Origin of the sequence: Pulveribacter sp., from assembly GCF_032079985.1 — a bacterium.
Classification (GTDB): domain Bacteria; phylum Pseudomonadota; class Gammaproteobacteria; order Burkholderiales; family Burkholderiaceae_C; genus Melaminivora.
Genome location: NZ_DAMATK010000002.1, coordinates 293,759 through 318,153, shown reverse-complemented (window position 1 = coordinate 318,153; position 24,395 = coordinate 293,759). Strand labels below are relative to the sequence as shown.

Sequence of the window (24,395 nt, the reverse complement as noted above, 5' to 3'; positions counted from 1 at the left end):
TCAGGCCGCCCCGAAGCCCCCGCCGCCCGGCGTCTGGATCTCGAACACATCGCCCGGCTCCATGCTCACCTGGGCGATGTGCTGCAGCGCCTCCACCCGCCCGCCCGCGCGCACCACGCGGTTCACGCCCGGCGCGCCGGCTTCGCCCCCGGCCATGCCGAAGGCTCCGTGCACCCGGCCGTTGGACAGGATGCTGGCCGTCATGGGCGCCAGGAAGCGCACACGCCGCACGCCGCCGTCGCCGCCCGCCCAGCGCCCCCCGCCGCCCGAACCCTTGCGGATGGCAAAGCTCTCCAACAGCACGGGAAAGCGGAACTCCAGCACCTCCGGATCGGTCAGGCGCGAGTTGGTCATGTGCGTCTGCACCACGCTGGTGCCGGCAAAGCCGCCCACCAGCGCGCCGACGTCGTCGAACTCACCGCCCGCACCGCTGCCGCCGGAGATGGTCTCGTAGTACTGGTAGCGCTCGTCACCGAAGGTGAAGTTGTTCATCGTGCACTGGCTGGCCGCCGACACGCCCAGGGCACCCAGCAGCGCGTTGGTGATGCATGACGACGTCTCCACGTTGCCCGCCACCACCGAGGCCGGCGGATTCGGATTGAGCATGCAACCCGGCGGGATGATGACCTCCAGCGGCTTGAGGCAGCCGGCGTTCAGCGGAATGTCGTCATCCACCAGCGAGCGGAACACATAGAGCACGGCCGCCATGCACACCGCCGTGGGCGCATTGAAGTTGTTGGCCTGCTGGGCGCTGGTGCCGGTGAAGTCGATCACGGCGCTGCGCTGCGCCGCATCGATGCGCACCGCCACGGTGATCTGCGCGCCGTTGTCCAGCGGCAGCGTGAAGCGGCCATCCGACAGGCGTGCGGCCAGGCGCGTGATGGCGCGGCGCACCGATTCCTCGGCGTTGTCCTGCACGTGCTGCATGTAGGCCTGCACCACGGGCAGGCCGAACTGCTGGACCATGCGCTGCAGTTCCTGCACACCCTTTTCGTTGGCGGCGATCTGCGCCTTCAGGTCGGCCAGGTTCTGCTGCGGGTTGCGGCTGGGATACTCGCCGCCCTGCAGCAGGGCGATGATGCGCTCCTCCTGCAGCACGCCGGCCTCCACCAGCTTCACGTTGTCCAGCTGCACGCCTTCTTCTTCGATGCGGGTGGAAAACGGCGGCATGGAGCCCGGCGTGACCCCGCCCACGTCGGCATGGTGGCCGCGGCTGCCCACGTAGAAGGTGGGTTCGGCCGCATCGCCGATGTAGACCGGCGTGATGACGGTGATGTCCGGCAGGTGTGTGCCACCGTGGTAGGGGTCGTTCAGCACAAAGACATCGCCGCGCTGCATGCGGCCACGGTTGCGCTCGATCACGGTGCGGATGCTCTCGCCCATGGACCCCAAGTGCACCGGCATGTGCGGCGCGTTGGCGATCAGCAGGCCCTGGCCGTCAAACAGCGCGCACGAGAAGTCCAGCCGCTCCTTGATGTTGACGGAGTAGGCCGTGTTCTGCAGCTGCAAGCCCATCTGCTCGGCGATGTTCATGAACAGGTTGTTGAACACTTCCAGCAGCACCGGGTCCACCGTGGTGCCGGCGGCCTGGCGCGCCGGGCGCGGCGCGTGCCGGGTCAGCAGCAGGTGATCCAGCGCGGTCAAGCGGGCGCGCCAGCCCGGCTCGACCACGGTGGTGGCGTTCTTCTCGGCAATGATGGCCGGGCCGTCGATCTCGTCGCCGGGCCGCAGCTCGTCCCGCACCACCAGGGCCGCGTCGTGCCAGGCGGGGGTGCCATCGATGCCGGTGGTGAACACGCGCACCGTCTCGCGCCGCGGCACCTCGCGCGGCGGGTGCAGTTCATGCGTGCGCTCGGAGGCCACGTCGGCGGCCAGCACGGCCTCGACCGACACCGCCTCCACCACCAAAGCCTTGCCCTGCATCAGAAAGGCAAAACGCTGGCGGTAGGCCGCCTCGAACGCCGCCGTCACGGCGGCCAGATCGCCAAAGGGAACGACCAGGGCCGAGTCCGTGCCTTCGTAGCGCAGGTGCACGCGCCGGCGCACGTCCACCACGCCGGAGGCCACCTGCTCGCTGGCCACTTGCGCCTGCGCGGCCTCGGCCAGCGCGTCCAGCGCGGCGGCAATTTGCGGCATGGCCGAATCGTGCAGCCGCAGCTCCAGCGCCTGCTCGCGCATCACGCTCTGGTCGGCCAGGCCCATGCCGTAGGCTGACAGCACGCCCGCCAGCGGGTGCACCAGCACCTGCGGCATGGCCAGCGCATCGGCCACCAGGCAGGCGTGCTGCCCGCCCGCGCCGCCAAAGCACTGCAGCGTGTAGCGCGTCACGTCGTAGCCGCGCGCCACCGAGATCTTCTTGATGGCATTGGCCATCTGCTGCACGGCGATCTGGATGAAGCCGTGGGCCACGTCCTCGCCGCTGCGGCCGGTCTGCGCGGCCAGCGCGGCGAAGCGCTCCTGCACCACCAGGCCGTCCAGCGCCTCGTCGGCCGCCGGGCCGAACACCCGCGGGAAATACGCCGGCTGGATCTTGCCGACCATGACGTTGGCATCCGTCACCGCCAGCGGCCCGCCGCGGCGGTAGCTGGCCGGGCCGGGGTGCGCGCCAGCGCTGTGCGGCCCGACGCGAAAGCGCGCCCCATCGAATGCCAGGATGGAGCCGCCGCCCGCTGCCACCGTGTGGATGCTCATCATGGGCGCACGCATGCGCACGCCCGCCACCTGGGTCTCGAACTCGCGCTCGAACTCGCCCGCGAAGTGGCTGACATCGGTGGACGTTCCGCCCATGTCGAAGCCGATCACGCGCACGTCCTGGCCCGCTTCGCCGAAGGCCATCTGCGCCGTGCGCGCCATGCCGACGATGCCGCCGGCCGGGCCGGACAGGATGGCGTCCTTGCCCTGGAAGTGGTGCGCCTCGGTCAGACCGCCCGAGGACTGCATGAAAAACAAAGGCACGCCGGGCATCTCGGCCTCCACCTGCTCCACATAGCGCCGCAGGATGGGCGACAGGTAGGCATCGACCACCGTGGTGTCGCCGCGGCTGACGAACTTCATCAGCGGGCTGGTGGTGTGCGAGACGCTGACCTGCGTAAAGCCTGCTTCGCGCGCCAGGCGCGCGGCCGCCTCCTCGTGCTGGGTGTAACGCCAGCCATGCATGAAGACGATGGCCACGCTGCGCAGGCCCGCGTCGTGGGCGGCCCACAGGCGCTCGCGCAGGTGGTCTTCCTCCAGCGGCTGCAGCACCTCGCCATGCGCGCCGATGCGCTCCTGCGCCTCGATCACGCGCTCGTACAGCAGCTCGGGCAGGACGATGTGGCGGTCGAACAGGCGCGGGCGGTTCTGGTATGCGATGCGCAGCGCGTCGCGAAAGCCGCGCGTGGTGACCAGCAGCGTGGGTTCGCCCTTGCGCTCCAGCAGCGCATTGGTAGCCACCGTGGTGCCCATCTTCACGCACTCCACCTGCTGCGGCGTGACGGGCGCACCCGGGGGCAGGCCCAACAGGTGGCGGATGCCGGCCACCGCCGCGTCGCGGTACTGCTCGGGGTTGTGCGACAGCAGCTTGTGCGTGACCAGCTCCCCATGGGGGCCGCGGCCCACGATGTCCGTGAAGGTGCCGCCCCGGTCCACCCAGAACTGCCAGAATTTCGATGCCATGCGCAAAGCTCCTCAGGGAATGGCCGGCCCGCCACCGGTGCCGCACCGGCGAAACCGCCACAATTTACCGATAATTTATAGGCAAATCATGCATCACCCCTACGGGACAATTACCAGCCCCGCGCCGCTGCTGGACGTGACGCTGGAGCGCACCCTGCATGTCTGGGTGCAGCGTTTCTCGCAGCCACAGTGGCGCGGCCGGCACCTGCAGGGCTGGCTGTTCGAGGGCGCCGCGGCCCGCCGCGAGGCCGAGCGCCAGCTGGCGGCCGTCGGCGTGCAGGCGCAGCTGCACAGCGCCTACAAGCCTCTGGTGCAGCACTTCATCGACCAGGTGGACAGCACGCAGCTGGCCGCCGCACATGTGCACTACCCGCGCGCGGCCGCGGGCGAGCAGCGTCGCTTCGCCCTGGAGGCCTACCCCCTGGGCAGCCTGCTGCCCGAAGGCGGCGTGCAGCTGTCGCAGCGCGCGGACGACCAGCCGTGGTACGACGTGCAGCTGCACCTGAAAGACGGCCGCAGCCTGCACCAGCGCGTGTACGCGCCCAACCGCCGCCACACGGATGCAGCCGGCGACGCCGTGCTCTCGCCCACGGGCTGGCTGCGCGTGGGAACCGCGCCGGGCCTTGCCGACCTGATCGACGAGGCCGTCACCACCGACTACGAGCAGGCCTTCGCCCTGGCCATGCAGGCCGTGCGCAGCCAGCCCTGGCCGCAGCAGGAGCCGTACTTCGAGCGGCTGGACATCCGCATCGACCTGCCCGGCTACGAGCAGCCACTGGACTGGGCCGGCGAGACCGTGAGCACGCTGGAGGCGCTGCACGAGGAGCTGTACTTCTCGCTGCTGGAATTTTTCCAGCAGCACAGCGGCCGGCCCACCGGCGACCGGCGCCTGCAACCCGGCCAGATCGTGCCGGACGTGCGCGGCGGTGCCGACGCCGTGCGCGTGCACGTGGCACTGCGCGCCTTCGACGCACCGGCGCAGGATGCGCTGGCCGCGCCCACGGAGGACAACCAGCCTCTGCACCTGCTGGCCACCGCCCCTTCGCCCGAGCGCATCGTGCAGACCCTGCACGCCTGGCCGGCCGAGCGCTTCAGCGCGCCCACGCGCCAGGGCCGCACGGTCTGGGGCCAGTACCACGCGGGCAGCCAGCACCCGGTCTTCATCAGCGCGGGCCAGCACGCCAACGAGACCTCGGGCGTCGTCGGCGCGCTGCGCGCCGCGCAGGCGCTGCAGGCGCAGCCCGGCGCGCACTTCGCCCTGGTCGCGCTGGAGAACCCCGACGGCTACGCCCTGCATCGCGAGCTGTGCACGCATCACCGCGATCACATGCACCACGCCGCGCGCTATACCGCCCTGGGCGACGACGTGGAATACCGCGACCGCGAGCCGCTGCTGGAGCGCCTGGTGCGCCAGGAGGCGCTGGCCCGCTCGGGCGCGCGGCTGCACGTCAACCTGCACGGCTACCCCGCGCACGAGTGGACGCGCCCCCTGTCGGGCTACGTGCCGCGCGGCTTCGGGCAGTGGATGCTGCCCAAGGGTTTCTTCCTGATCCTGCGCCACCATGTCGGCTGGCAGCAGCCCGCCCGCGCGCTGCTGGAGGCCGTGTGCCAACGGCTGGCCGACGTGCCCGGGCTGGCCGAGTTCAACGCGCGCCAGCGCGCACTGTATGAACTGCACGCCGGGCCCATGCCCTTCGAGGTGCTGCACGGCATCGCCTGCATGCAGTCGGAAACCACGCACGACGCGCCGGTCACGCTGATCACCGAGTTCCCCGACGAGACGGTGCACGGCGCTGCCTTCCAGTTCGCGCACACCGTGCAGAGGGAAACGGCGCTGGCGGCGGTGCACGAGTGGCAGCGCATCATGGACGCGCACCAGGGCTGAGGCCTGGCCAGCCCCGCGGTAGCGCGCGGACAAGAAGCTGGCAGCGGCGTACGATGGACCTTCCTTTTTTCGTGCTTCAACCCACTTTCCAAGGAGAACGCCATGGCCACCAAGCTCGCCGTCATCTATTACTCCACCTATGGCACCAACTACCAGATGGCCCAGATCGCGGCCGAAGCGGCCAAGGCCGCTGGCGCCGAAGTGCGTCTGCTGAAGGCGGCGGAAACGGCGCCGGCCGCGGTGGTGGCCGGCCAGGAAGCCTGGAAGGCCCAGCAGGACAAGATGGCCGACGTGCCCACCGCCACGGCGCAGGACATGGAGTGGGCCGATGCGTACCTGATCTCCGCCCCCACCCGCTTCGGCATCATGGCCAGCCAGATGCGCGCCTTCATCGACACGCTGGGCGGCGTCTGGGCCAAGGGCGGCCTGGCGAACAAAGCCATCTCGGCCATGACCTCGGCGCAGAATGCCCACGGCGGGCAGGAAACGACGCTGCTGTCCTTCTACGCCACGGCCATGCACTGGGGCGCCATCGTGGTCGCCCCCGGCTACACCGACCCGGTGATCTTCAAGACCGGCGGCAACCCCTACGGCTATTCGCACAAGCAGGGCGACGAGTTCACTGACGACGTGAAGGCGGCCATCGGCCACCAGGCGCGGCGCCTCGTCGAAGTGGCCGGCAAGATCCGCTAGCCACCACCCTCAGCCGTGCCGCATGCATCATTTTTGATAGCTGCTTGCGCTTGACTGGCGCGGCTTGCAGCCGATTTTTGCTCTAAACCGCGCCGCCTGCAGGCGGTTTCAGTGCGCAGGCGCGGCCGGCGGCGCGCCGGCACTCTCCACCACGGCGATGCGCCGGCGCAGGGCCTGCGCCAGGGCCGCATCGCCCGCCGCCCGGGCTTGCTGCTCGCCGGCCAGCAGCCATGCCAGCACCGGACGGCGCCAGCCCTGCTCCGACGCGGTATCGGCCGCCAGGGCCAGCAGCCGCGGCGTGGCGCGGCCGGCCTGCACGGCGGCGCCCGCGGCCACCAGGCGGGCCAGTGGATCGGCCACGGCGGCGATCGCGGCCTCGCCGCCAGCCGCTGCCGCGCGCTGCGCCGGGGGCAGCAGCGCTGCCTCGGACGGCCGGCCGGCCAGGTAGTCGGCATAGGCCAGCAGCTCGGGGTCGCCCACGTCAGCGCGCAGCGCCTCGAAGGCCGGGCAGCCGGTGGCCTGCAGGCTGGCCACCTCGGCCGCGCAGCGCATCAGCTCCAGCCGCGCCAGCAGCTCGGGGCGGCCGGTGCGCGAGACCTCGGCGCGCGCGCGCGTCCACTCCAGCGCCGCCACGCGGCTGTCGCCGGACAAATAGGCCTGGGTAGCGCGCTCGGCAGCGTCGTGCGCGTCCATGCGCCACTGCGGCGGGGGGGGCTTGCCGGCGCAGCCGGCGGCCAGGGCGATCAGCAGGACGAGAGGTGCGGCAAGGCGGGTCATGGCAGCTTGAGCTCCGTGTCGCGGGCAAAGGGCCACTTGCGGTTGATCTCGTTCACCAGGCCTTCGACCTTGCGCAGGCTGGCTTCGACCTCGGCGCGCAGCGCGCCCAGGTCGGTGGTGGCCTCGCGGGCGTTGGCACCCACGGCCTGGGCCTCGGCCAGCACGGCGTCCACCTTGACCAGGCTGCCGCGCGCATCGGCCAGCAGGCCGTTGAGCTGCAGCACGGCGGCGCGCACCTCGGGCACCAGGCCGGCGTCCTGGCCGCTGCCGAAGACCTGCTTGTCGGCCTTGGCGGCGATGCCGTCCAGGCGCGCCAGCAGCTGGTTGGTGCGCTCCAGCGTTGCCAGGATCTTGCGCGCCTCGCCGTCGCCGCCGGCCAGCACGGACAGCGCCCCGCCCGGGCCGTTCAGCCGCTCGGTCAGCGTGCGCACATTGCCCAGCGCGCCGCCCAGGGCGGAGTCGCTGGCCGTGAGATGGTTGAGGTTTTCCAGCAGCTCGCGCGCGTCGGCCATCAGGCGCGGGATCTCGGCCGTGGCGTCGCCGCGCAGCACCGGGCGCACGGCGCCGTCCTCCAGCGGCGGGTCGGTCATCACGCCGCTGTAGGCCTTGATGGTGGTGCCGCCGACGATGCCGCGCACCAGCGTGAACACGCTGGATGTGCGCAGCCAGTGCGCGTCGCGCTGCGCCACGTCCACGACGATGCGCACCTCGCCGCCCTCGGCCAGGCCCAGGGAGCGCACGCGGCCGATGGGAAAGCCGGAGAAGGTCATGTCCATGCCCACGGACACGCCCTCGGAGTCGTCGGCCGTCAGCACCAGGCGCTGCGTGGGCTCGAAGGCGCCGCGGGCATACAGCAGGTAAAACCCCGAGCCCACGACGAGCACCAGGGTGAACAGCAGCAGCGCCGTCGCCTTGGCGCGCAGGTGGGCTACGGGGCGCAGCAGTTCGTCGCCGGGCAGCGCCTGGTGCGCGTGGGGCGGTTGCGGAGGAGTGGGCTCGGTCATCGCAAAAAAGGTCAGTAGTAGTTGCTCATCAGCGAGATCACCTCGATGAGCAGCAGCACGGCGAACATGCGCGCCAGCCCGCCCAGCTCGGAATCGGGCTGCTGGGCGCGCCGGGCGTCACCGCTCTCGTACAGCCCGGAGGCCAGCGGAATGAGGGCCACGGCCATGCTGAAGAACAGCGTCTTGAGCGCGAACACCAGCGTGATCTGCGGCGCGAACACATGGCCGAACATGCGCGTGTAGGCGGCGATGCCGGCGGTGGTGAAGCCGTACACGCCCAGGTAGGCCATGACCAGCGCCACCACGCACGACAGCGCCGCCAGCGTGATGCTGGCGTAGATGCCGGCCACCACGCGTGGCATCACCTCCATGCGCACCGGGTCGGCGCCGCGCTGCTGCAGCGCCTGCAGGTGCCCGCTTTGGCGCATCAGCGCCAGCTGCGTGCCGGCAGGAATGGTGGCGCGCATGGCCACGAACAGGGCGGCGGTGAGCGGGATCAGCTCCAGCACCAGCACGCGGATGACCATCTCCAGCGCATAGCGCGACAGGCCGTAGCTGAAGGCCGTCACCACCACGATGCGGGTGATGACCAGCGCCAGCAGCGCCGCCAGCACCGTGAAGCCCAGCAGGATGGGTGCCGTGCCCTGGTACATGTGGCGCGCCAGCCGCCAGCGCGTGCCGCGCGAGTAGCTGGAGGGCGACAGCATCAGCACCAGCACCACCGCGCCCAGGTAGAAGATGCGCGACCAGGCCAGCGCCCAGCGCCGGGCCGTGCGCATCAGACGCTCGTGCAGGTGCAGCGGGTGGCGCAGTGCAGTCATGCACGCATCATAGGGGAGCGGCGCGGCACTGAGAATGAAACAGGCCTGTAACGCCCGCCAGTCAAGCGCTGGCAGCTAGCTTTTACATAGCAAAACAGTCCGCTCTGCCGCGGCCCGCGCATCAGACGTGCCGCCGGGCCGCGGGCGCCGGGGCCGGCACGGGCTCGGCGTCGGCGCGCTCGTGCAGCGCCTCGATCACGTGGCACTGCCCGCCCGTGCCGTCGCAGCGGCTGCGCAGGTGCTGCAGCTCGCGCTCCAGCACATGCAGCTCGGACAGGCGGGTGCGCACGTGCTCCAGGTGCCCGTCCAGCGTGGCGCAGGCGGCGTGGTCGGCGCCTTCGTCATGCACCCTGCGCGCATCGAGCTGCAGCAGGGTGCGCACCTCGTCCAGCGACATGTCCATGGCCCGGCACAGCCGCACGAAGCGCAGGCGGTGCACCTCCTCGTCGCTATACAGGCGGTAGCGGTTCTCGGCCCGCGCCTGGCCGCGCAGCAGGCCTTCCTTCTCGTAGTAGCGGATGTTGGCCGGCGGCACGCCCGACAGGCGGGCGGCATCGCCGATGCGGTGGCGGGGGCTTTGTGTGTCCATGCTTGACATTGAAGTGACTTCAAGGTTTCCAATGATCGCATGAACCCGCGACAACACGCCCACGCACATCCCCACGGCGCGCATGCGCACCCACACGACCACGGCCCCGCTCACGCCCAGGCCCATGCACCGGCCTGTGGCTCTTGCGCCGCCGACGGCGACGATGGCCATGACCACGGCGCCCTGCCCGGTTGGCCGCGCATCGCCGCCGCCCTGGTGCTGGCCGCCGGCGCCGAAGCTGCGCACTGGCTGCAGCAGGACGTACTGGGCATGGCGCTGGCCGTGGTGGCCATCGCCCTGTCCGGCCTGGGCGTGTACCGCTCCGGGCTCAAGGACCTGGCGCGGCTGCGCCTGGGCATCAACGCGCTGATGGCCGTGGCCGTCACCGGCGCAGTGCTGATCGGCCAGTGGCCCGAGGCGGCCATGGTCATGGCCCTGTACGTCGCCGCCGAGCGCATCGAGCACGGCGCCATGGACCGCGCCCGCAACGCCATCCGCGGCCTGCTCGACCTGGCGCCCGAGGCCGCCGACGTGGTGCAGGACGGCGGCGGCACCACCCGCGTGCCGGTCGCCCAGGTGGCCCTGGGCGCGCTGGTGCGCATCGCCCCCGGCGCGCGCGTGCCGCTGGACGGCAGCGTCACGCGCGGCACGAGCGCGGTCAACCAGGCCCCCATCACCGGCGAGAGCCAGCTGGCCGACAAGGGCCCGGGCGACCCGCTGTACGCCGGCAGCGTGAACCAGCACGGCGAGCTGTTCATGCAGGTGACGGCGCTGCCCACCAGCACGCTGCTGGCGCGCATCGTCCACGCCGTGGAGCAGGCACAGGCCAGCCGCGCGCCCGCACAGCGCTTCGTGGACCGCTTTGCCGCCGTCTACACGCCCCTGGTCTTCGTGGCGGCGCTGGCTTTGGGCCTGCTGGCGCCCGTGGTGATGGGCTGGAGCTGGCACCAGTCCGCCTACCAGGCCCTGGCCCTGCTGGTCATCGCCTGCCCCTGCGCGCTGGTGATCTCCACGCCCGTCACCGTGGTCAGCGCCCTCACGGCGGCGGCGCGCCGCGGCATCCTGATCAAGGGCGGCAGCGCGCTGGAGGCGGCGCGCGGTCTGCGCTCCATCGCCCTGGACAAGACCGGCACGCTGACCACCGGCCACCCCACGCTGGTGCACTGGCAGACCGTGGGCAGCGCCGATGCGCAGGCCGCCGCGGCCGTCGCCTGGCAGCTGGCCAGCCGCTCCGACCACCCGGTCTCGCGCGCCATCGCCGCCGGCCTGCCGCCTGGCCGGCCGGACGGCGCCGCCGACGTGCACGCCCTGCCCGGACGCGGCGTTCAGGCGGTTATCGACGGCCGTCGCTGGGTGCTGGGCAATCTGCGCCTGGTGCGCGAGATGGGCCTGGAGAACCCGGCACTCACCGAGCAGCTGGCCGCGCACGAGCAGCAGGGCCGCACCGTCACCCTGCTGGCCAGCGACCAGGCCGTGCACGCCCTGTTCGCGGTGGCCGATCCGCTGCGCGCCCACGCCCCCGAGGCTCTGGCGCAGCTCAAGGCCTTGGGCGTGCAGCCCGTGGTGCTGAGCGGCGACAACCCCGCCACCGTGCAGGCGCTGGCGCGCGCCGCCGGCATAGCGGACGCGCGCGGCGGCTTGCTGCCCGAGGACAAGCTGCAAGCCCTGGCCGATCTGCAGGTCCGTCACGGACCCACCGCCATGGCCGGCGACGGCATCAACGACGCGCCGGCCCTGGCCCGCGCCGACGTCGGCTTTGCCATGGGCGGAGCGCACAGCACCGGCATGGCCATGGAAACGGCCGACGTGGTGCTGATGAACGACGACCTGCGCCGCATCCCCGACACTGTGGTGCTGGCCCGCCGCGCGCACCGCGTGCTGTGGCAGAACATCCTCCTGGCGCTGGGCGTGAAGGCGGTGTTCTTCGCCCTGGCCCTGATGGGCCTGGCCACCATGTGGATGGCCGTGGTGGCCGACATGGGCGTCAGCCTGGCCGTAGTGGCCAACGGCCTGCGCCTGCGCGGCGGCGCCGGCACCCCGCCCCCGCGCGAAGGAGACGCACGATGAAACCCCAGGACACGATCACCAAGATGCAAAAGAACCTGCCCGGCAGCGCCGCCGGCCGCCAGCGCCAGCACGCCGCCTTCGAGCACCTGCTGGCCGCCTTCGCCGCCAGCAGCGCCGAGCCGCCGGCCCAGCGCTGGCACTACCTGGAGGCGGCCCACGTGCTGGGACAAAACCGCTTCACGCTGCACTGGCGCGCGCACTGGCACATGCTGCGCTACGCCCGCCAGCTGGGCGACGCGTTCGAGACGCGCGGCCAGTGGGCACGCCTGGCATTGACCGTCGTCGGCCATGTCGTGCGCCGGCTGCCCCAGGGCAACACCGGGCGGGCCATCGTGCCGGCGCTGCAGTCCATGGTGCCGTCGGCGCCGGTGCGCGAGCGCATCGCCCAGGCCATGGCGGCCGTGGCGCCGCACAGTGCCGAGGCGCTGGCGCAGCGACAGGCGCCGCCACCGGCGCGGCAGGGCTGAGGGCGGCGCAAGGGTTTTTTCATTCAAATCAGCCTCAAACCCTTATCCATCAAGCGCCAGCAGCTATTTTAGTAATAGCACTTCGACACCCGGGCGCGCGGTCCTTCTTGATGCATCTCAAGGCGCTGCGGCGCGTCCGGTGCTGCAATCGCTGACGCCGCCCGCCACCCCGGCGTCCACTCTGCCGCCATGACATCCACCGCCCTCGCCGCCCTCGCCGCTCCCGCCGTGACCGCCCACACCCGCACCGAAGACGCCGTGGCCATCGCCGCGGGGGTGACGATGATCTCCGTCGGCGTGGCCTTCCTGGCCAGCGCCGGGCTGCTCACCGGCGGCATGGCGGGGCTGGCCTTCCTGCTGCACTACGCCACGGGCATAGGCTTTGGCAAGCTGTTCTTCGTGCTCAACCTGCCGTTTTACTGGCTGGCGCTGCGCCGCATGGGGCTGGCGTTCACGCTCAAGACCTTTGCCGCGGTGGCCCTGCTGTCGGTGCTGGCGGACCTGCAGACGCGCTTTCTGCAGATCAACCAGCTGCAGCCGCTGTACGCCGCGCTCACCGGCGGGCTGATCATGGGCATGGGTTTCCTGGTGCTGTTTCGCCACCGCTGCAGCCTGGGCGGGGTGGGCATCCTGGCCCTGTACCTGCAGGACCGGCACGGCTGGCGCGCCGGCAAGGTGCAGATGGCCGTGGACTGCTGCATCGTCGCCGCCGCGCTTTTCACCGTGGAGCCGACGCGCGTGCTGTGGTCCATCGTCGGCGCCGTGGCGCTGAACCTGGTGCTGGCCATGAACCACCGCCCGGGCCGCTACATGGCCGCCTGACACGCGCTGGCGAGGAGCCCTCTCGCAGCGCTGCGTATCATTCCCTTCCATGCCCCGGCGCCTCACCTTCCTCCTCATGGCCTTGCTGCTGGTCCTGCGCGGCCTGCTGGGCGACGCCATGGCGATGGGCATGGCGCCAGTGCCTGCGCCGCAGTCCGCCAGCGCCCCGATGGGCCAGAGCGAGCACGGCGAACACGCCGCAGCGGCGGCCGAGGCGCATTGCGCCGGTTCGGCGCAGGCACCCGGCTGCAGCGAGGCCCAGGCGGGCAGCGCCTGCGCCGCCTGCAACCTGTGCCACCCCGGGCCCTGGGCCGCGCCCGCGCTGGCGCCCATTGCCGCCGAGGCCGCCACGCCGCCGCCCGCGCACGGCAGCCGCTTTGCCAGCGCCCAGCGGGCACGCGCCATCAAGCCGCCCATAGGCTGACCCGCTCAGCCTGTTCCTGCGCGCCCCGGCCCACGCAGGCCGCCGCGCACCCGGGCGCTGCTGCGCGCGCCGCCCGGCCCTTTTGCCACGCCTTTCTCGGATTCCATGAAAACTCTCAAATTGATAGCTTCCAGCGCTTTGCTGGCGGGCGCCAGCGCCGTTTTTGCCCATGAAGGACCGGCCCATCCTTCGGCCGCCGCCCTGGCCGTGCAGCAGCCGTGGGGCGTCGCCGGCGCGGCGCAGGACGCGCAGCGCACCATCGTGCTGCAGATGACCGACGACATGCGCTTTGCGCCTTCCCACTTCACCGTGCGCCAGGGCGAGACGGTGCGCCTGCGCGTGGAAAACCGGGGCCAGCTGATGCACGAGATCGTCCTGGGTACGCCTGCCTCGCTGGACGAGCACGCTGCCATGATGCTCAAGCACCCCGGCATGGAGCACGCCGCGCCCCACATGGCCCACGTCGCGCCCGGCGCGACGGGCGATCTGGTCTGGCGCTTCAACCGCGTCGGCAGCTTCGACTTCGCCTGCCTGATCGCCGGTCACTTCCAGGCCGGCATGCGCGGCACCTTCACCGTCACGCCGTGACCCGCTTTCGACGACTGCATCCGACTCAAGGAGCCCACGCCATGAACCTCCCCGCCCTCACCCGCCGCCAATGCCTGACGGGCGCCGCCGCCCTGCTGGCCGCGGCCGCACTGCCCGCCCTGGCCGCCGCGCCCACCGCCACCACCCTGCCGCCCATGGAGGTCTGGAAAGACCCCAACTGCGGCTGCTGCAAGGACTGGATCGTCCTGATGGAGCAGGCCGGCTTTGCCGTCACCGTGCACGAGACCGGCAACGCCGCCGTGCGTGCCAAGCTGGGCCTGCCCACGCGCCTGGGCTCATGCCACACGGCGCTGGTCGGCGGCTACCTGCTGGAGGGCCACGTGCCCGCGGCCGACGTGAAGAAGCTGCTGGCGCAAAAGCCCAAGGCGCTGGGCATCACCGTGCCCGGCATGCCCGTGGGCAGCCCCGGCATGGACGGCCCCGAATACGGCGGCCGCAAGGACCCCTACGACGTGCTGCTGGTCACCAAGAACCTGATGAACAGCGACGTCTCCACGCGCGTCTTCACCAGCTATCGCTGACGAAAGGCCGGCCGGCGCGGCCCTCCATAATGGCCGCGCCATGCAACACAGCCCCCACGCCAGCGCGCCGGCCGGCGCCATCACCGACGTCCCCGGCATCGAGGCCGGCCACTTCACCGACACGCGCCGGCCCACGGGCTGCAGCGTGGTCATTGCCCGCGAGGGCGCCGTGGCCGGCGTGGACGTGCGTGGCGCCGCCCCCGGTACGCGCGAGACCGACCTGCTGGCGCCCGGCAATCTGGTGAACGAAGTCCACGCCATCGTGCTGGCCGGCGGCAGCGCCTGGGGGCTGGACGCCGCCACCGGCGCCGTGCGCTGGCTGGAAGAGCACGGCGTGGGCCTGGACGTGGGCGTCACCCGCCTGCCCTTAGTGCCGGCCGCCGTACTGTTCGACCTGCCGGTGGGCGACGCCCGCATCCGCCCCGATGCAAACGCCGGCTACGCCGCCGCCAGCGCCGCCGCCACCGGCCAGCCGCTGGCCGAGGGCAACGTGGGCGCCGGCGCCGGCGCCGTGGTCGGCAAGATGTTCGGCATGCAGCACGCCATGAAGGGGGGCATAGGGACGGCGTCCGTGCGCGTGGCCGGGGTGACGGTGGGCGCCCTGGTGGCCTGCAACGCCGTGGGCGACGTGGTCGACCCGGACACCGGCCGGCCCCTGGCCGGCGCCCGCACGGCAGAGGGCGATGCGTTGCGCGATACGCGGCGCGCCCTGCTGCGCGGCGAGCCGCCGCACCCGCTGCTGGCCGGCAGCAACACCACCATCGGCGTGATCGCCACCGACGCGCGGCTGACCAAGGTGCAGGCCCAGCGCCTGGCCGTGGCCGGCCACGACGGGCTGGCGCGCAGCATCAACCCGGTGCACACCATGAGCGACGGCGACACGCTGTTCGCCCTGGCCACCGGCCGCGCCGCCCAGCATCCCGGCATGATGGTGCTGGCCACCATGGCCGCCGAGGCCGTGGCGCGCGCCACCGTGCGCGCCGTGCTGGCGGCCCGCAGCCTGCACCTGCCGGGTGGGCCGCTGCTCCCCGCCTGCGCCGACCTGCGGCGCGCGGGCTGAACGTAAAACCTTGAAGTGAATTAGCGCTGCCGCGCCCGGGCGCCACGCGGTTGGGCAGCGGGTGCCGGCGCGCCCTCCAGCATGCGGAACGAGCCTTCGCCCGAGAGCTTGTCGATCATGCGGCGCGTCATGGACTGTGTGCTGCCGTCCAGCCCGGTGAACAGGAACAGGGTGTTGTGCGGGCTGGCCCAGGTCAGCTGGGTCTGCACCGCCCCCTGCTGGCTCACGATCTCCACCCACTGGCCGATCTGCAGCGCGCCCTTGGCGTCGGCAGCAGGCACATCGGGCTTGGGCTCCTGCGCCAGGGCCTGCATTTCAGACTGCGTGGGCAGCTCGTCCTGCGCAGCCAGCGGTGCGGCCAGGCTGTCTGTCGGCAGCTCGGCGAGCGGCGCGGCGGCCGCCTCGGCCGCTTCGGCCTCGGCCCGTGCCTGCTCCTGCGCGCGCGCTGCCTCGGCCTGCCGCTGCTGCTCGTCGTGCCAGTCCTGTGCCAGCCGCTGCAGGCCCAGCAGGCGCTCCTCCAGAGCCTGTATGCCCTCGGCCGGGTGGTTGATGCTCATCAGCCCTTCGCGCAGCGTGGGCAGCGCAGCGGCCAGGGCCTGGCCCAGCCGCTCGGGCTCGGCGCGCAGCTGCGACTCCTGGCCGACGGCCAACAGCAACGGCACCAGGGCCAGATAGCCGCCCGGGTCGTCCCCGGTCGCCTCCGCACCCTCCGGGGTCTGCGCCAGCGCCACCACGGCAGCCCATGGGCCGGTGACGAAGGCCAGCAGGTCTGCCGGAGCGCCGCCCGCATCGGGCAGGCGGCGGAAGTCGGCGGACAGGCGTTCGGCCAGCAGATCGCGCTGTTCGCGCAGCTGGCGTTCGCGCTCCTTGGCCTCGCGGCGCTCACGGCGGTGGCGCTCCTGCGTCTCCCAGGCCTTCTCGAGGGCGCGCAGCACCCGCTCGAACGGCGCGGAGCTTTCGATGCGCGCCGTCGCCAGATGGCCCACCACTTCGTTGACCAGGCGCATGAAGCGTCCGAACGAGGGCGAGTCTTCGCGGTCGAAAGCCAGGCTGCGCTGCGTCAGTTCGTCCAGCAGGCGGCGCGCGGGGTGCTGCTCGTCGCTGAAGAAGCGCGTGTCGTGGCGCACCAGCTCGCGCAGCGCGGGCGCCAGGCTCTGGATGGCCCGCTGCATGGAAGGCAGCAGGCGCGAGTCTTGAGCGATGTTGTCCATCATGCGGCTGACCACGTCCTGCGCGGCGCGCTCGGGCGAGGGCTGCGGCACGGGCATGGGCACCGCCGGCATGGGCGCAGAGGCCGGTATCAGCGCCGAGGTGTTGACCCACTCCCCACCAGCCGGGGCACCGGCCAGCCGGCCCACCAGCTGCTCGAGCTGCGCCAGGTCCTGCATGGCGTCGGCAGCCTCCTGCGTGACGTAGCCGCCGTGTGGTGGCACAGCCATGTAGCCGCTGGGCACAGCGCCCCCGCGCACGGGGTCGAAGGCGTGCGGGTCGCCCATACCGGCCAGCATCTGGCGCAGCATGCCGACGGTGAGCAGCGCCTCTTCGGCGGCAGGTGCCAGCGGCATGCCGCCGGACGCCGCTGCGCCCCAGCCGGAGCCGTGCACCGGAGCGCCATAGTGGCTGGACAGGCCGCTGTGCATGGAAGAAGGTGCGTAGCCGCCCCCCACGCCCATCTGCGTGCTGGTGCCATAGCCCGTGCGCGACGCACCGGCCATGCCGGCGACGGCGTAGCCCACGGGCTCCACGCCCTGCTCGCGCAGGCCGCGGGCGGTGCGCTGGTAGACGTCCACCAGTTGCTGGCCCAGCTGTTCGCGCATCTGGGCCATCCACTGCTGGCGCACCTCGGCCGACACGCCGGTGTCGGCCACCACCTGCTGCAGTGCGCGGATGTAGTTCTCGGGCCGCAGTGGGTTGCGCTCGGCCTGGACGCTGCCCAGGCCCTGAGCCGAGCTGACCAATGCGTTCAGCTCGGCCAACGCCGCCTCCGTGGCCAGCGCAGCCACCTGCTGGGCGCGCGCCATCTCCACCTGGGCCAGCACCTCGGTATCGTCCATCAGTGCCAATTCGCCGAAGTCGATGCCCGTGTCGCTGGGCGCGGCCCCCTTGGCGCGCGGCTGCGCCGGGCCTTCGGCAAAGGCTTCCAGCAGCGCCATCGGGTAACCCTTGACCAGCTGCGCCTCATGCTGGTGCAGCAGGCGCAGCGCATCGCCCGCCTGGTTGCGCCGCTGGATATCACGGCTGGAGGCCTCCTCCTCGCTCAGCGCACTGCGGGTGCGCGTCACCAGCTGCTCCATCAGCGTTTCGCCGTCGCGTATTGCATTGACGACGCATGCGCGAAAAACCGTTCTGGCGCGAGACGCTGGCAGGGGCATGGCTCGTGGGAAAAGAAGGGAGGGGGCGGCAAGCCGCCCGATACTACTACCGCAGGTGCGTCACTTGAGCGCCTTGTAGCGCATGCGCTTGGGCGCGGCGCCTTCCTCTCCCAGGCGCTTCTTCTTGTCGGCCTCGTATTCCTGGTAGTTGCCGTCGAAGAACACCCACTGGCTGTCGCCCTCGGCGGCCAGGATGTGCGTGGCGATGCGGTCCAGGAACCAGCGGTCGTGGCTGATGACCATCACCGTGCCGGCGTATTCCAGCAGGGCGTCTTCCAGCGCGCGCAGGGTTTCCACGTCCAGGTCGTTCGAGGGCTCGTCCAGCATCAGCACGTTGCCGCCCTGGATCAGCGTCTTGGCCAGGTGCAGGCGGCCGCGCTCGCCCCCGGAGAGGTTGCCGACCTTTTTCTGCTGGTCCTGGCCGTTGAAGTTGAATCGCCCGGCGTAGGCACGCGAGGCCATGGTGAACTTGCCCACGTTGATCATGTCCAGCCCGCCGGAGATGTCCTCCCACACGGTCTTGTCGTCGGCGAGTTCGTCGCGGTGCTGGTCCACGAAGGCCATCTTCACCGTCTGGCCGATCTCCACCGTGCCGGAATCGGGCTGCTCGCGGCCGGCGATCAGCTTGAACAGCGTGGACTTGCCGGCGCCGTTGGGGCCAATGATGCCGACGATGGCGCCCGCCGGGATGTTCATGGACAGGTTGTCGATCAGCAGCCGGTCGCCGAAGGCCTTGGAGACGTTCTTGAACTCGATGACCTTAGAGCCCAGGCGCTCGGCCACGGGGATGAAGATCTCCTGCGTCTCGTTGCGCTTTTGGTATTCGTAGTCGCTCAGCTCCTCGAAGCGGGCGATACGCGCCTTGGATTTGGCCTGGCGGCCCTTGGCGTTCTGGCGCACCCACTCCAGTTCCTTCTTCAGGGCCTTGGCGCGGGCTTCCTCGCCCTTTTGTTCGGCTTCCAGGCGGTTGCCCTTCTGGATCAGCCAGTCGGAGTAGTTGCCCTTGTAGGGAATACCGTGGCCGCGGTCCAGCTCCAGGATCCACTCAGCGGCGTTGTCCAGGAAATAGCGGTCGTGGGTGATGGCCACCACGGTGCCGGAGAAGCGGTGCAGGAACTGCTCCAGCCAGTCCACCGACTCGGCGTCCAGGTGGTTGGTGGGCTCGTCCAGCAGCAGCATGTCGGGCTTGGACAGCAGCAGCTTGCACAGGGCCACGCGGCGCTTTTCGCCACCGGACAGGTGGCCGACCACGGCGTCCCAGGGCGGCAGGCGCAGCGCATCGGCGGCGATCTCCAGCTGGTGCTCGGAGTCGGTGCCGGCGGCGGCGATGATGGCCTCCAGCTCGCCCTGTTCCTTGGCCAGAGCATCGAAATCGGCATCCTCCTCGGCGTAGGCGGCGTACACCTCTTCCAGCCGGGCCTTGGCATTGTTCACCTCGGCCATGGCTTCCTCGACGGCCTGGCGCACCGTGTGCTCGGGGTTGAGTTGGGGCTCCTGCGGCAGATAGCCGATGGACAGGCCGGCCATGGGAATGGCCTCGCCTTCGAACTCCTTGTCCACGCCGGCCATGATCTTCAGCAGCGACGACTTGCCCGAGCCGTTCAGGCCCAGCACGCCGATCTTGGCGCCAGGAAAGAATGACAGGGAGATGTCCTTCAAGATCTGCCGCTTCGGGGGCACGGTCTTGCTGACACGGTTCATCGAGAAAACGTACTGGGCCATGGAGTCTTAATCTGAAAAAAATAGCAAAAAAGGGGCGCCAGCCAAGGCGCGCGCAACCATTGATTATCGGCGCATGCGACAATGGCGACCGCCACGGGCTCCAGTCACCCTGGCAGCAGCAGTCAAGCTGGGGACGAAGGAAGCATCGCCTTCCGGGCTCCCGCTCTTGCAATCATCGGTTCCTTTTGTACTGGTCCGGCAACACCTCGCCGGCGACGGACCGATACCCAGCGCCCAGGACGGGCGCATCCAACAACGATGACATTTGACGAACTGAAGCTCTCGCCGGCCATTTTGCGTGCCGTGCAGGAACAGGGCTACGACAGCCCTACTCCCATCCAGGCCCAGGCCATACCCGCCGTTCTGGCAGGCCACGACCTGCTGGCCGGCGCGCAGACCGGCACCGGCAAGACGGCGGCCTTCGCGCTGCCCATGTTGCAGCGCCTGGAGGCCGGCAGCCCCGCCACCAGCCGCTTCGGCGGCCGCGGCGTGCGTGCCCTGGTGCTCACCCCCACACGCGAACTCGCTGCCCAGGTCGAGGAATCCGTGCGCGCCTACGGCAAGCACTTGGACATCAAGTCCACCGTGATCTTCGGCGGCGTGGGCATGAATCCGCAGATCGAGCGCCTCAAGCGCGGCGTGGACATCCTGGTGGCCACCCCCGGCCGGCTGCTGGATCTGCAGCAGCAGGGCTTCCTGGACCTGTCCACCGTTGAGGTGCTGGTGCTGGACGAGGCCGACCGCATGCTGGATATGGGCTTCATCCATGATGTGAAGAAGGTGCTGGCGCTGCTGCCCGCCTCCAAGCAGAGCCTGCTGTTTTCTGCCACCTTCAGCGACGAGATCCGCGAGCTGGCCGGCGGCCTGCTGAAAAACCCGCAGAGCATCCAGGTCACGCCGCGCAACACCACGGTGCAGCGCATCAGCCAGGTCATCCACCCGGTGGGCCGCGCCAAGAAAAAGCAGGTGCTGCTGCACATCATCCAGCAGCACGACTGGAGCCAGGTGCTGGTCTTCACGCGCACCAAGTTCGGCGCCAACAACGTGGCCGACTACCTGACCAAGAACGGCGTGACGGCCATGGCGCTGCACGGCAACAAGAGCCAGAGCGCCCGCACTCAGGCGTTGGAAGGCTTCAAGACCGGCCAGATCCGCGCCCTGGTGGCCACCGACATCGCCGCACGCGGCATCGACATCGACGACCTGCCGCACGTCGTCAACTACGAGATCCCCAACGTGCCCGAGGACTACGTGCACCGCATCGGCCGCACCGGCCGCGCCGGGCGCGAGGGCCACGCCGTGAGCCTGGTCTGCATGGATGAAGAAGGCTTCATGATGGAGATCGAGCGCTTCACCAAGCAGGAAATTCCCGTGCAGGTGATCGACGGCTTTGGCCCTGACGAAGGTGAGAAGGCCGAGCCCATCGCCATGGGCCGCCAGACCATCTGGGGCGGCGCCGGCAAGCCTCCAGGACGCGACGTGATGCAGGCCGCTGCCAAGGCCGCACGCCAGGAAATGATGGAGCGCATCCGCACCAACAAGGCAGCCACGGGCGGCGGCGGTGGCCAGCGCGGCCGCCAGGGCGGCGCCGGTGATGGTCAGCCGCGCAAGGAAGGTGCCGAAGGCGGTGGCCGCGGTCGGCATGGCGGCGCCAGCGCCGGCCAGGGCGGCCGTCCGGCAGGCCGCGGCCAGCAGCCGCAGCAAAACGCGGGCGGCGGCCGCCGCCGCGGCGGTGGCGGTATGGGCGGCGCTGGTGGTGGCAATGGTGGCGGCGGTCCGCGCCGGCACGACGACAGCCAGCCGCGCGGCGAGAACGCCCACATGCTGACGCAGACCGGCCACTCGCTCATGCCCCGGCGCGCCGGCGGCGGCGGCCAGCCCGACCCCATGCGCACCAGCGTTGACATGATGGCCGGCAGCGGCCGCCGTGGCGGCGGCTACCGCAGCGGTGGTGGCGGCTCGCGCGGTCCGCGCGGCGGTGGCGGCGGCTACGGCCGCTGACGCGCCGGCAGGCCACCCCCTACGTACACTCTGAGAGCCCGGCTTCGGCCGGGCTTTTTTCTGGCACTGACTCGCGCCCGTGGCCGGCTAACATCGGCGCAAGAAACACTCAAGCTCGCCCGTCATGATGAACCAGACCCCCACTGGCCGCCGTGCAGCCGCGCCCGCCCGCTCTTTGCCACACCCGGTGCGCCTGCCGATGCTGGCGCTGTCGGCCCTGCTGCTGGCCGCCTGCTCCAGCACGCCCTTGCCGCCCTGGCCCTCGCAAACCACCGACACCGGCATGCCCCGGCAGGGCCGCGTGGTGCCGCCGCCGCTGGGTGCAACCGTGCCGAGCGATGCGGCGCAGCCTTCTTCCGTCACCGTGACACCCGTGGAGCCCGCGCCCGCCCTGCCCACGCAGGCCGCACCGACCCCGCTGTCGGCCGTGGATGCGCGCTTTGCCGATCCTTCCGTGCGCTACGACACGCCGGGCCTGGCCGAGGGGCGCCGCGCCTTCACCACCAATGCCGAACTGGGCCAGTGGTTGGGCCGGCTGGGCGCCGGCGCACCCGGCAGCCGTACCAAGGCACAGGTGCTGAACTTCGGCCGCTCGCAGCGCGGCACGCCGCTGTCGGCCCTGGTGCTGACCCGCGCCGATGGCACCGACGTGGCCGCGCTGGAGGCCAGCGGCCGGCCCACCGTGCTGCTGATGGGCCAGCAGCATGGCGACGAGCCCGCCAGCGCCGAGGCGCTGCTGATCATGGCGCGCGAGCTGGCCGGCGGCGGCCTGCTGGAGCCCATGCTGGACGCGATCAACGTCATCGTCGTGCCGCGTGCCAATCCGGACGGCGCCGAGTCCGGCCAGCACCTGACGGCCAGCGGCACCGATCTGGACCAGGACCACCTGGCTTTGCGCACGCCCGAGGCCCAGGCACTGGCGCGGCTGGTGCGCAACTTCCGCCCGATCGCCATCATCGACGCGCACGAATACCCGGTGCAGAGCCTGCTGGTCGAGCGCGCCGGTGTGCTGCCGCGCGCCGACCTGCTGCTGCAGCCGGCCACCACGGCCAACCTGCCGGAGTTCATGACCAAGGCGGCGATGGAGTGGTACCACGACCCCATGGTCAAAGCGCTGACGGGCGCCGGGCTCACGCAGGACTGGTACTTCACGCCCGAGCAGGCCGATGGCGGCGCCCTGCGCCTGGCCATGGCCGGCACGGCCGCCGACAGCGCGCGCAACGTGAACGGGCTAAAGAACGCCGTCAGCCTGCGCATCGACAGCCGCGGCGCCGACCTGGACCGCCGCCAGATCCAGCGGCGCGTGCACGCGCACGTCACCGCGCTGACCAGCGCGCTGCGCAGCACGGTGGAAAAGGCCTCCAGCCTGGAGTCGGTGCGCTCGTACGAGGCGCGCGAGATCGCCTCGCAGGCCTGCCGGGGCGACCTGGTGGTGCGCGCGCAGGGCACGCCGCTGCAGCGCGAACTGATCGGCATCGACCCGCAGACCGGCGCCGACCGGCCTCTGCACCTGCAGTGGGACTCCACCCTGCAGCTGCAGACCACGCTGCGCCGCGCCCGCCCCTGCGGCTACTGGCTGGCCGCCAGCGCCGGCGACGCCGTGCAGCGGCTGCGCTGGCTGGGCGTGCTGGTGCTGCGCGTGGCCGAGCCTGGCGCCGTGCTGGCCGACCTGTACGAGCCGGCCGGCGGCAATCGCGGCGAGGGCCTGAAGCTGACCACCCGCCGCGCCAGCATCGACGTGCCCGAGGGCAGCTACTACGTGCCCATGAACCAGACCCTGGCCAACCTGGCCGCCGCCGCCCTGGAGCCCGACACCCGCGGCAGCTACTACGCCCACCAGCTCCTCCCCGGGCTGCAGGACGCGGCGCGCGTCATGGCCAACCCGCCGCTGGTCTTTGAAGAGATGGATTGAACGGGAAAAAAGCGGTGGCAGCTATCAAATGGATAGCTGCTGCCGCTTTATCCATGGGGGCTAGAGGCAGATTTGTTCAAAAAATCTGCCACCATCTTCAGACCGGCTTGTGCGTGGCCTGCAGCTGCGCCACCAGCTCCGGCACCAGCGCATCGGCCCCGCCCTGCTCCACCGCCCGAGCGAAGGTGGCCTGCACGGCCTGGGCAATGGTGAGCGCGGCCTGGCCGTCCTGCGCCATGGTGGTGTAGTAGCCCATGTCCTTCAGGGCGTTGCCCATGGCAAAGCGCAGCGCCGAGGCGTCCTGCGCCAGCAGGTAGGGGCGCAGCCGCTCCAGCGCCACGCCGGCGCCGCCCCCCTTGGCCAGCACGTCTACGAACACCTCCGGGGCCACGCCGCCGCCCAGGGCGCAGGCAGCGGCCTCGGCGATCAGCGCCACGCTGCCCAGAGAGACATAGTTGTGCAGCAGCTTCATGCGGTGGCCGGTGCCGGCGGCGCCGGTGTGCACGATGTTCTCGGCAAAACACTCCAGGATGGGCCGGCAGCGGGCCAGCACCGCCGCATCGCCGCCCACCAGCAGGTTCAGCCGACCCTCGCGCGCCTCGCGCGGGGTGCGTGTCATGGGGGCATCCAGAAACTGCATGCCGACCGCCTGGCAGGCCTGGGCCACCCGCTCGGTGGACGACGGGATGGCGGTGGAGCAGTCCACCACCACGGCGCCGGCCGGCAGCGCGGCCAGGGCGCCCTGCTCGCCCAGCAGCACGGCCTCCACCTGTGGCGAGCCGGTCACGCACAGGATCAGCATGTCGCACTGACGCGCCAGGGCCGGCACGCTGGCCGCCGTGGCCACGCCCAGCGCCAGCAGTTCGTCCAGCGGCTGGTTGCCGGGGTGCTCGAGCACCGTGAGCGTCTGGCCCTTCCTGGCCAGGTTCAGCGCAATGCCGTGGCCCATCAGGCCGACGCCGACCAGGCCGATGCGGGGGGTGTCTTGCATGGGT

Annotated in this window: 19 protein-coding genes; 11 read left to right on the top strand and 8 right to left on the bottom strand. The window is 71.2% G+C overall.

The features are described from left to right. On the bottom strand, positions 1-3,654 hold the full coding sequence (locus RT282_RS07745; RefSeq protein WP_313313067.1) for a hydantoinase B/oxoprolinase family protein: 3,654 nt from the start codon (positions 3,652-3,654) through the stop codon (positions 1-3). Positions 3,655-3,742: 88 nt separating this feature from the next. Here RT282_RS07745 and RT282_RS07740 point away from each other — a divergent pair, with 88 nt between their 5' ends. Together RT282_RS07740 and wrbA are read left to right on the top strand one after the other, a co-directional pair. Further along, entirely contained in the window at positions 3,743-5,539 is a 1,797-nt protein-coding gene (locus RT282_RS07740) for a peptidase M14 (protein WP_313313065.1), read from the top strand. Positions 5,540-5,641: 102 nt separating this feature from the next. Continuing rightward, positions 5,642-6,232 carry an NAD(P)H:quinone oxidoreductase gene (wrbA, locus tag RT282_RS07735; protein WP_313313063.1) on the top strand — a complete coding sequence of 197 codons (591 nt, stop codon included), beginning with the start codon at positions 5,642-5,644 and terminating at the stop codon, positions 6,230-6,232. 108 nt (positions 6,233-6,340) lie between these two features. Here wrbA and RT282_RS07730 read toward each other — a convergent pair whose 3' ends face one another. From RT282_RS07730 to RT282_RS07715, 4 genes are all read right to left on the bottom strand, one after another. After that, on the bottom strand, positions 6,341-7,009 hold the full coding sequence (locus tag RT282_RS07730) for a hypothetical protein (RefSeq protein ID WP_313313061.1): 669 nt from the start codon (positions 7,007-7,009) through the stop codon (positions 6,341-6,343). After that, positions 7,006-8,013, bottom strand: a complete 1,008-nt coding sequence (locus RT282_RS07725; RefSeq protein WP_313313059.1) for an MlaD family protein — start codon at positions 8,011-8,013, stop codon at positions 7,006-7,008. Before RT282_RS07725 ends, RT282_RS07730 begins: the two co-directional genes overlap by 4 nt. An 11-nt stretch (positions 8,014-8,024) precedes the next feature. Next, positions 8,025-8,834 carry an ABC transporter permease gene (locus RT282_RS07720; protein WP_312759310.1) on the bottom strand — a complete coding sequence of 270 codons (810 nt, stop codon included), beginning with the start codon at positions 8,832-8,834 and terminating at the stop codon, positions 8,025-8,027. Between the two features lie 121 nt (positions 8,835-8,955). Continuing rightward, entirely contained in the window at positions 8,956-9,423 is a 468-nt protein-coding gene (locus RT282_RS07715) for a MerR family transcriptional regulator (protein WP_313313057.1), read from the bottom strand. Between the two features lie 39 nt (positions 9,424-9,462). Here RT282_RS07715 and RT282_RS07710 point away from each other — a divergent pair, with 39 nt between their 5' ends. From RT282_RS07710 to RT282_RS07680, 7 genes are all read left to right on the top strand, one after another. Next, entirely contained in the window at positions 9,463-11,490 is a 2,028-nt protein-coding gene (locus tag RT282_RS07710; RefSeq protein WP_313313056.1) for a heavy metal translocating P-type ATPase, read from the top strand. After that, positions 11,487-11,957: a DUF3703 domain-containing protein gene (locus tag RT282_RS07705; protein ID WP_312759314.1), complete on the top strand. Its 471-nt coding sequence runs from the start codon at positions 11,487-11,489 to the stop codon at positions 11,955-11,957. Before RT282_RS07710 ends, RT282_RS07705 begins: the two co-directional genes overlap by 4 nt. 189 nt (positions 11,958-12,146) lie before the next feature. Beyond that, the gene (locus RT282_RS07700; RefSeq protein WP_313313054.1) at positions 12,147-12,779 is read left to right on the top strand and encodes a YitT family protein; all 633 of its coding nucleotides are present in this window, start codon (positions 12,147-12,149) and stop codon (positions 12,777-12,779) included. A 49-nt stretch (positions 12,780-12,828) separates the two neighbouring features. Continuing rightward, positions 12,829-13,203 (top strand): hypothetical protein, encoded by a 375-nt coding sequence (locus RT282_RS07695; RefSeq protein ID WP_313313052.1) that lies wholly within the window; start codon positions 12,829-12,831, stop codon positions 13,201-13,203. A 105-nt stretch (positions 13,204-13,308) separates the two neighbouring features. Further along, the gene (locus RT282_RS07690; RefSeq protein ID WP_313313050.1) at positions 13,309-13,791 is read left to right on the top strand and encodes a cupredoxin family protein; all 483 of its coding nucleotides are present in this window, start codon (positions 13,309-13,311) and stop codon (positions 13,789-13,791) included. 41 nt (positions 13,792-13,832) lie between these two features. Then, positions 13,833-14,333, top strand: coding sequence for a DUF411 domain-containing protein (locus RT282_RS07685; RefSeq protein WP_313313048.1), 501 nt, complete (start codon positions 13,833-13,835; stop codon positions 14,331-14,333). Between the two features lie 40 nt (positions 14,334-14,373). Continuing rightward, positions 14,374-15,393, top strand: coding sequence for a P1 family peptidase (locus RT282_RS07680; protein WP_313313046.1), 1,020 nt, complete (start codon positions 14,374-14,376; stop codon positions 15,391-15,393). 20 nt (positions 15,394-15,413) lie between these two features. Here RT282_RS07680 and RT282_RS07675 read toward each other — a convergent pair whose 3' ends face one another. Together RT282_RS07675 and ettA are read right to left on the bottom strand one after the other, a co-directional pair. Further along, the gene (locus tag RT282_RS07675; protein ID WP_313313044.1) at positions 15,414-17,765 is read right to left on the bottom strand and encodes a DUF1631 family protein; all 2,352 of its coding nucleotides are present in this window, start codon (positions 17,763-17,765) and stop codon (positions 15,414-15,416) included. A gap of 60 nt (positions 17,766-17,825) precedes the next feature. After that, positions 17,826-19,487 (bottom strand): energy-dependent translational throttle protein EttA, encoded by a 1,662-nt coding sequence (ettA, locus tag RT282_RS07670; RefSeq protein ID WP_312304907.1) that lies wholly within the window; start codon positions 19,485-19,487, stop codon positions 17,826-17,828. A gap of 258 nt (positions 19,488-19,745) precedes the next feature. On the opposite strand from ettA, the gene RT282_RS07665 reads away from it, so the two are divergent. Together RT282_RS07665 and RT282_RS07660 are read left to right on the top strand one after the other, a co-directional pair. Next, complete coding sequence (locus tag RT282_RS07665; RefSeq protein ID WP_313313043.1) at positions 19,746-21,488, top strand: DEAD/DEAH box helicase; 1,743 nt, start codon at positions 19,746-19,748, stop codon at positions 21,486-21,488. Positions 21,489-21,615: 127 nt separating this feature from the next. Further along, positions 21,616-23,400 carry a M14 family metallopeptidase gene (locus RT282_RS07660; protein WP_409519476.1) on the top strand — a complete coding sequence of 595 codons (1,785 nt, stop codon included), beginning with the start codon at positions 21,616-21,618 and terminating at the stop codon, positions 23,398-23,400. Between the two features lie 97 nt (positions 23,401-23,497). Here the strand turns inward: RT282_RS07660 and RT282_RS07655 are convergent, their stop codons facing one another. Further along, positions 23,498-24,391, bottom strand: coding sequence for an NAD(P)-dependent oxidoreductase (locus RT282_RS07655; RefSeq protein ID WP_313313041.1), 894 nt, complete (start codon positions 24,389-24,391; stop codon positions 23,498-23,500). Positions 24,392-24,395 lie beyond the last annotated feature (4 nt).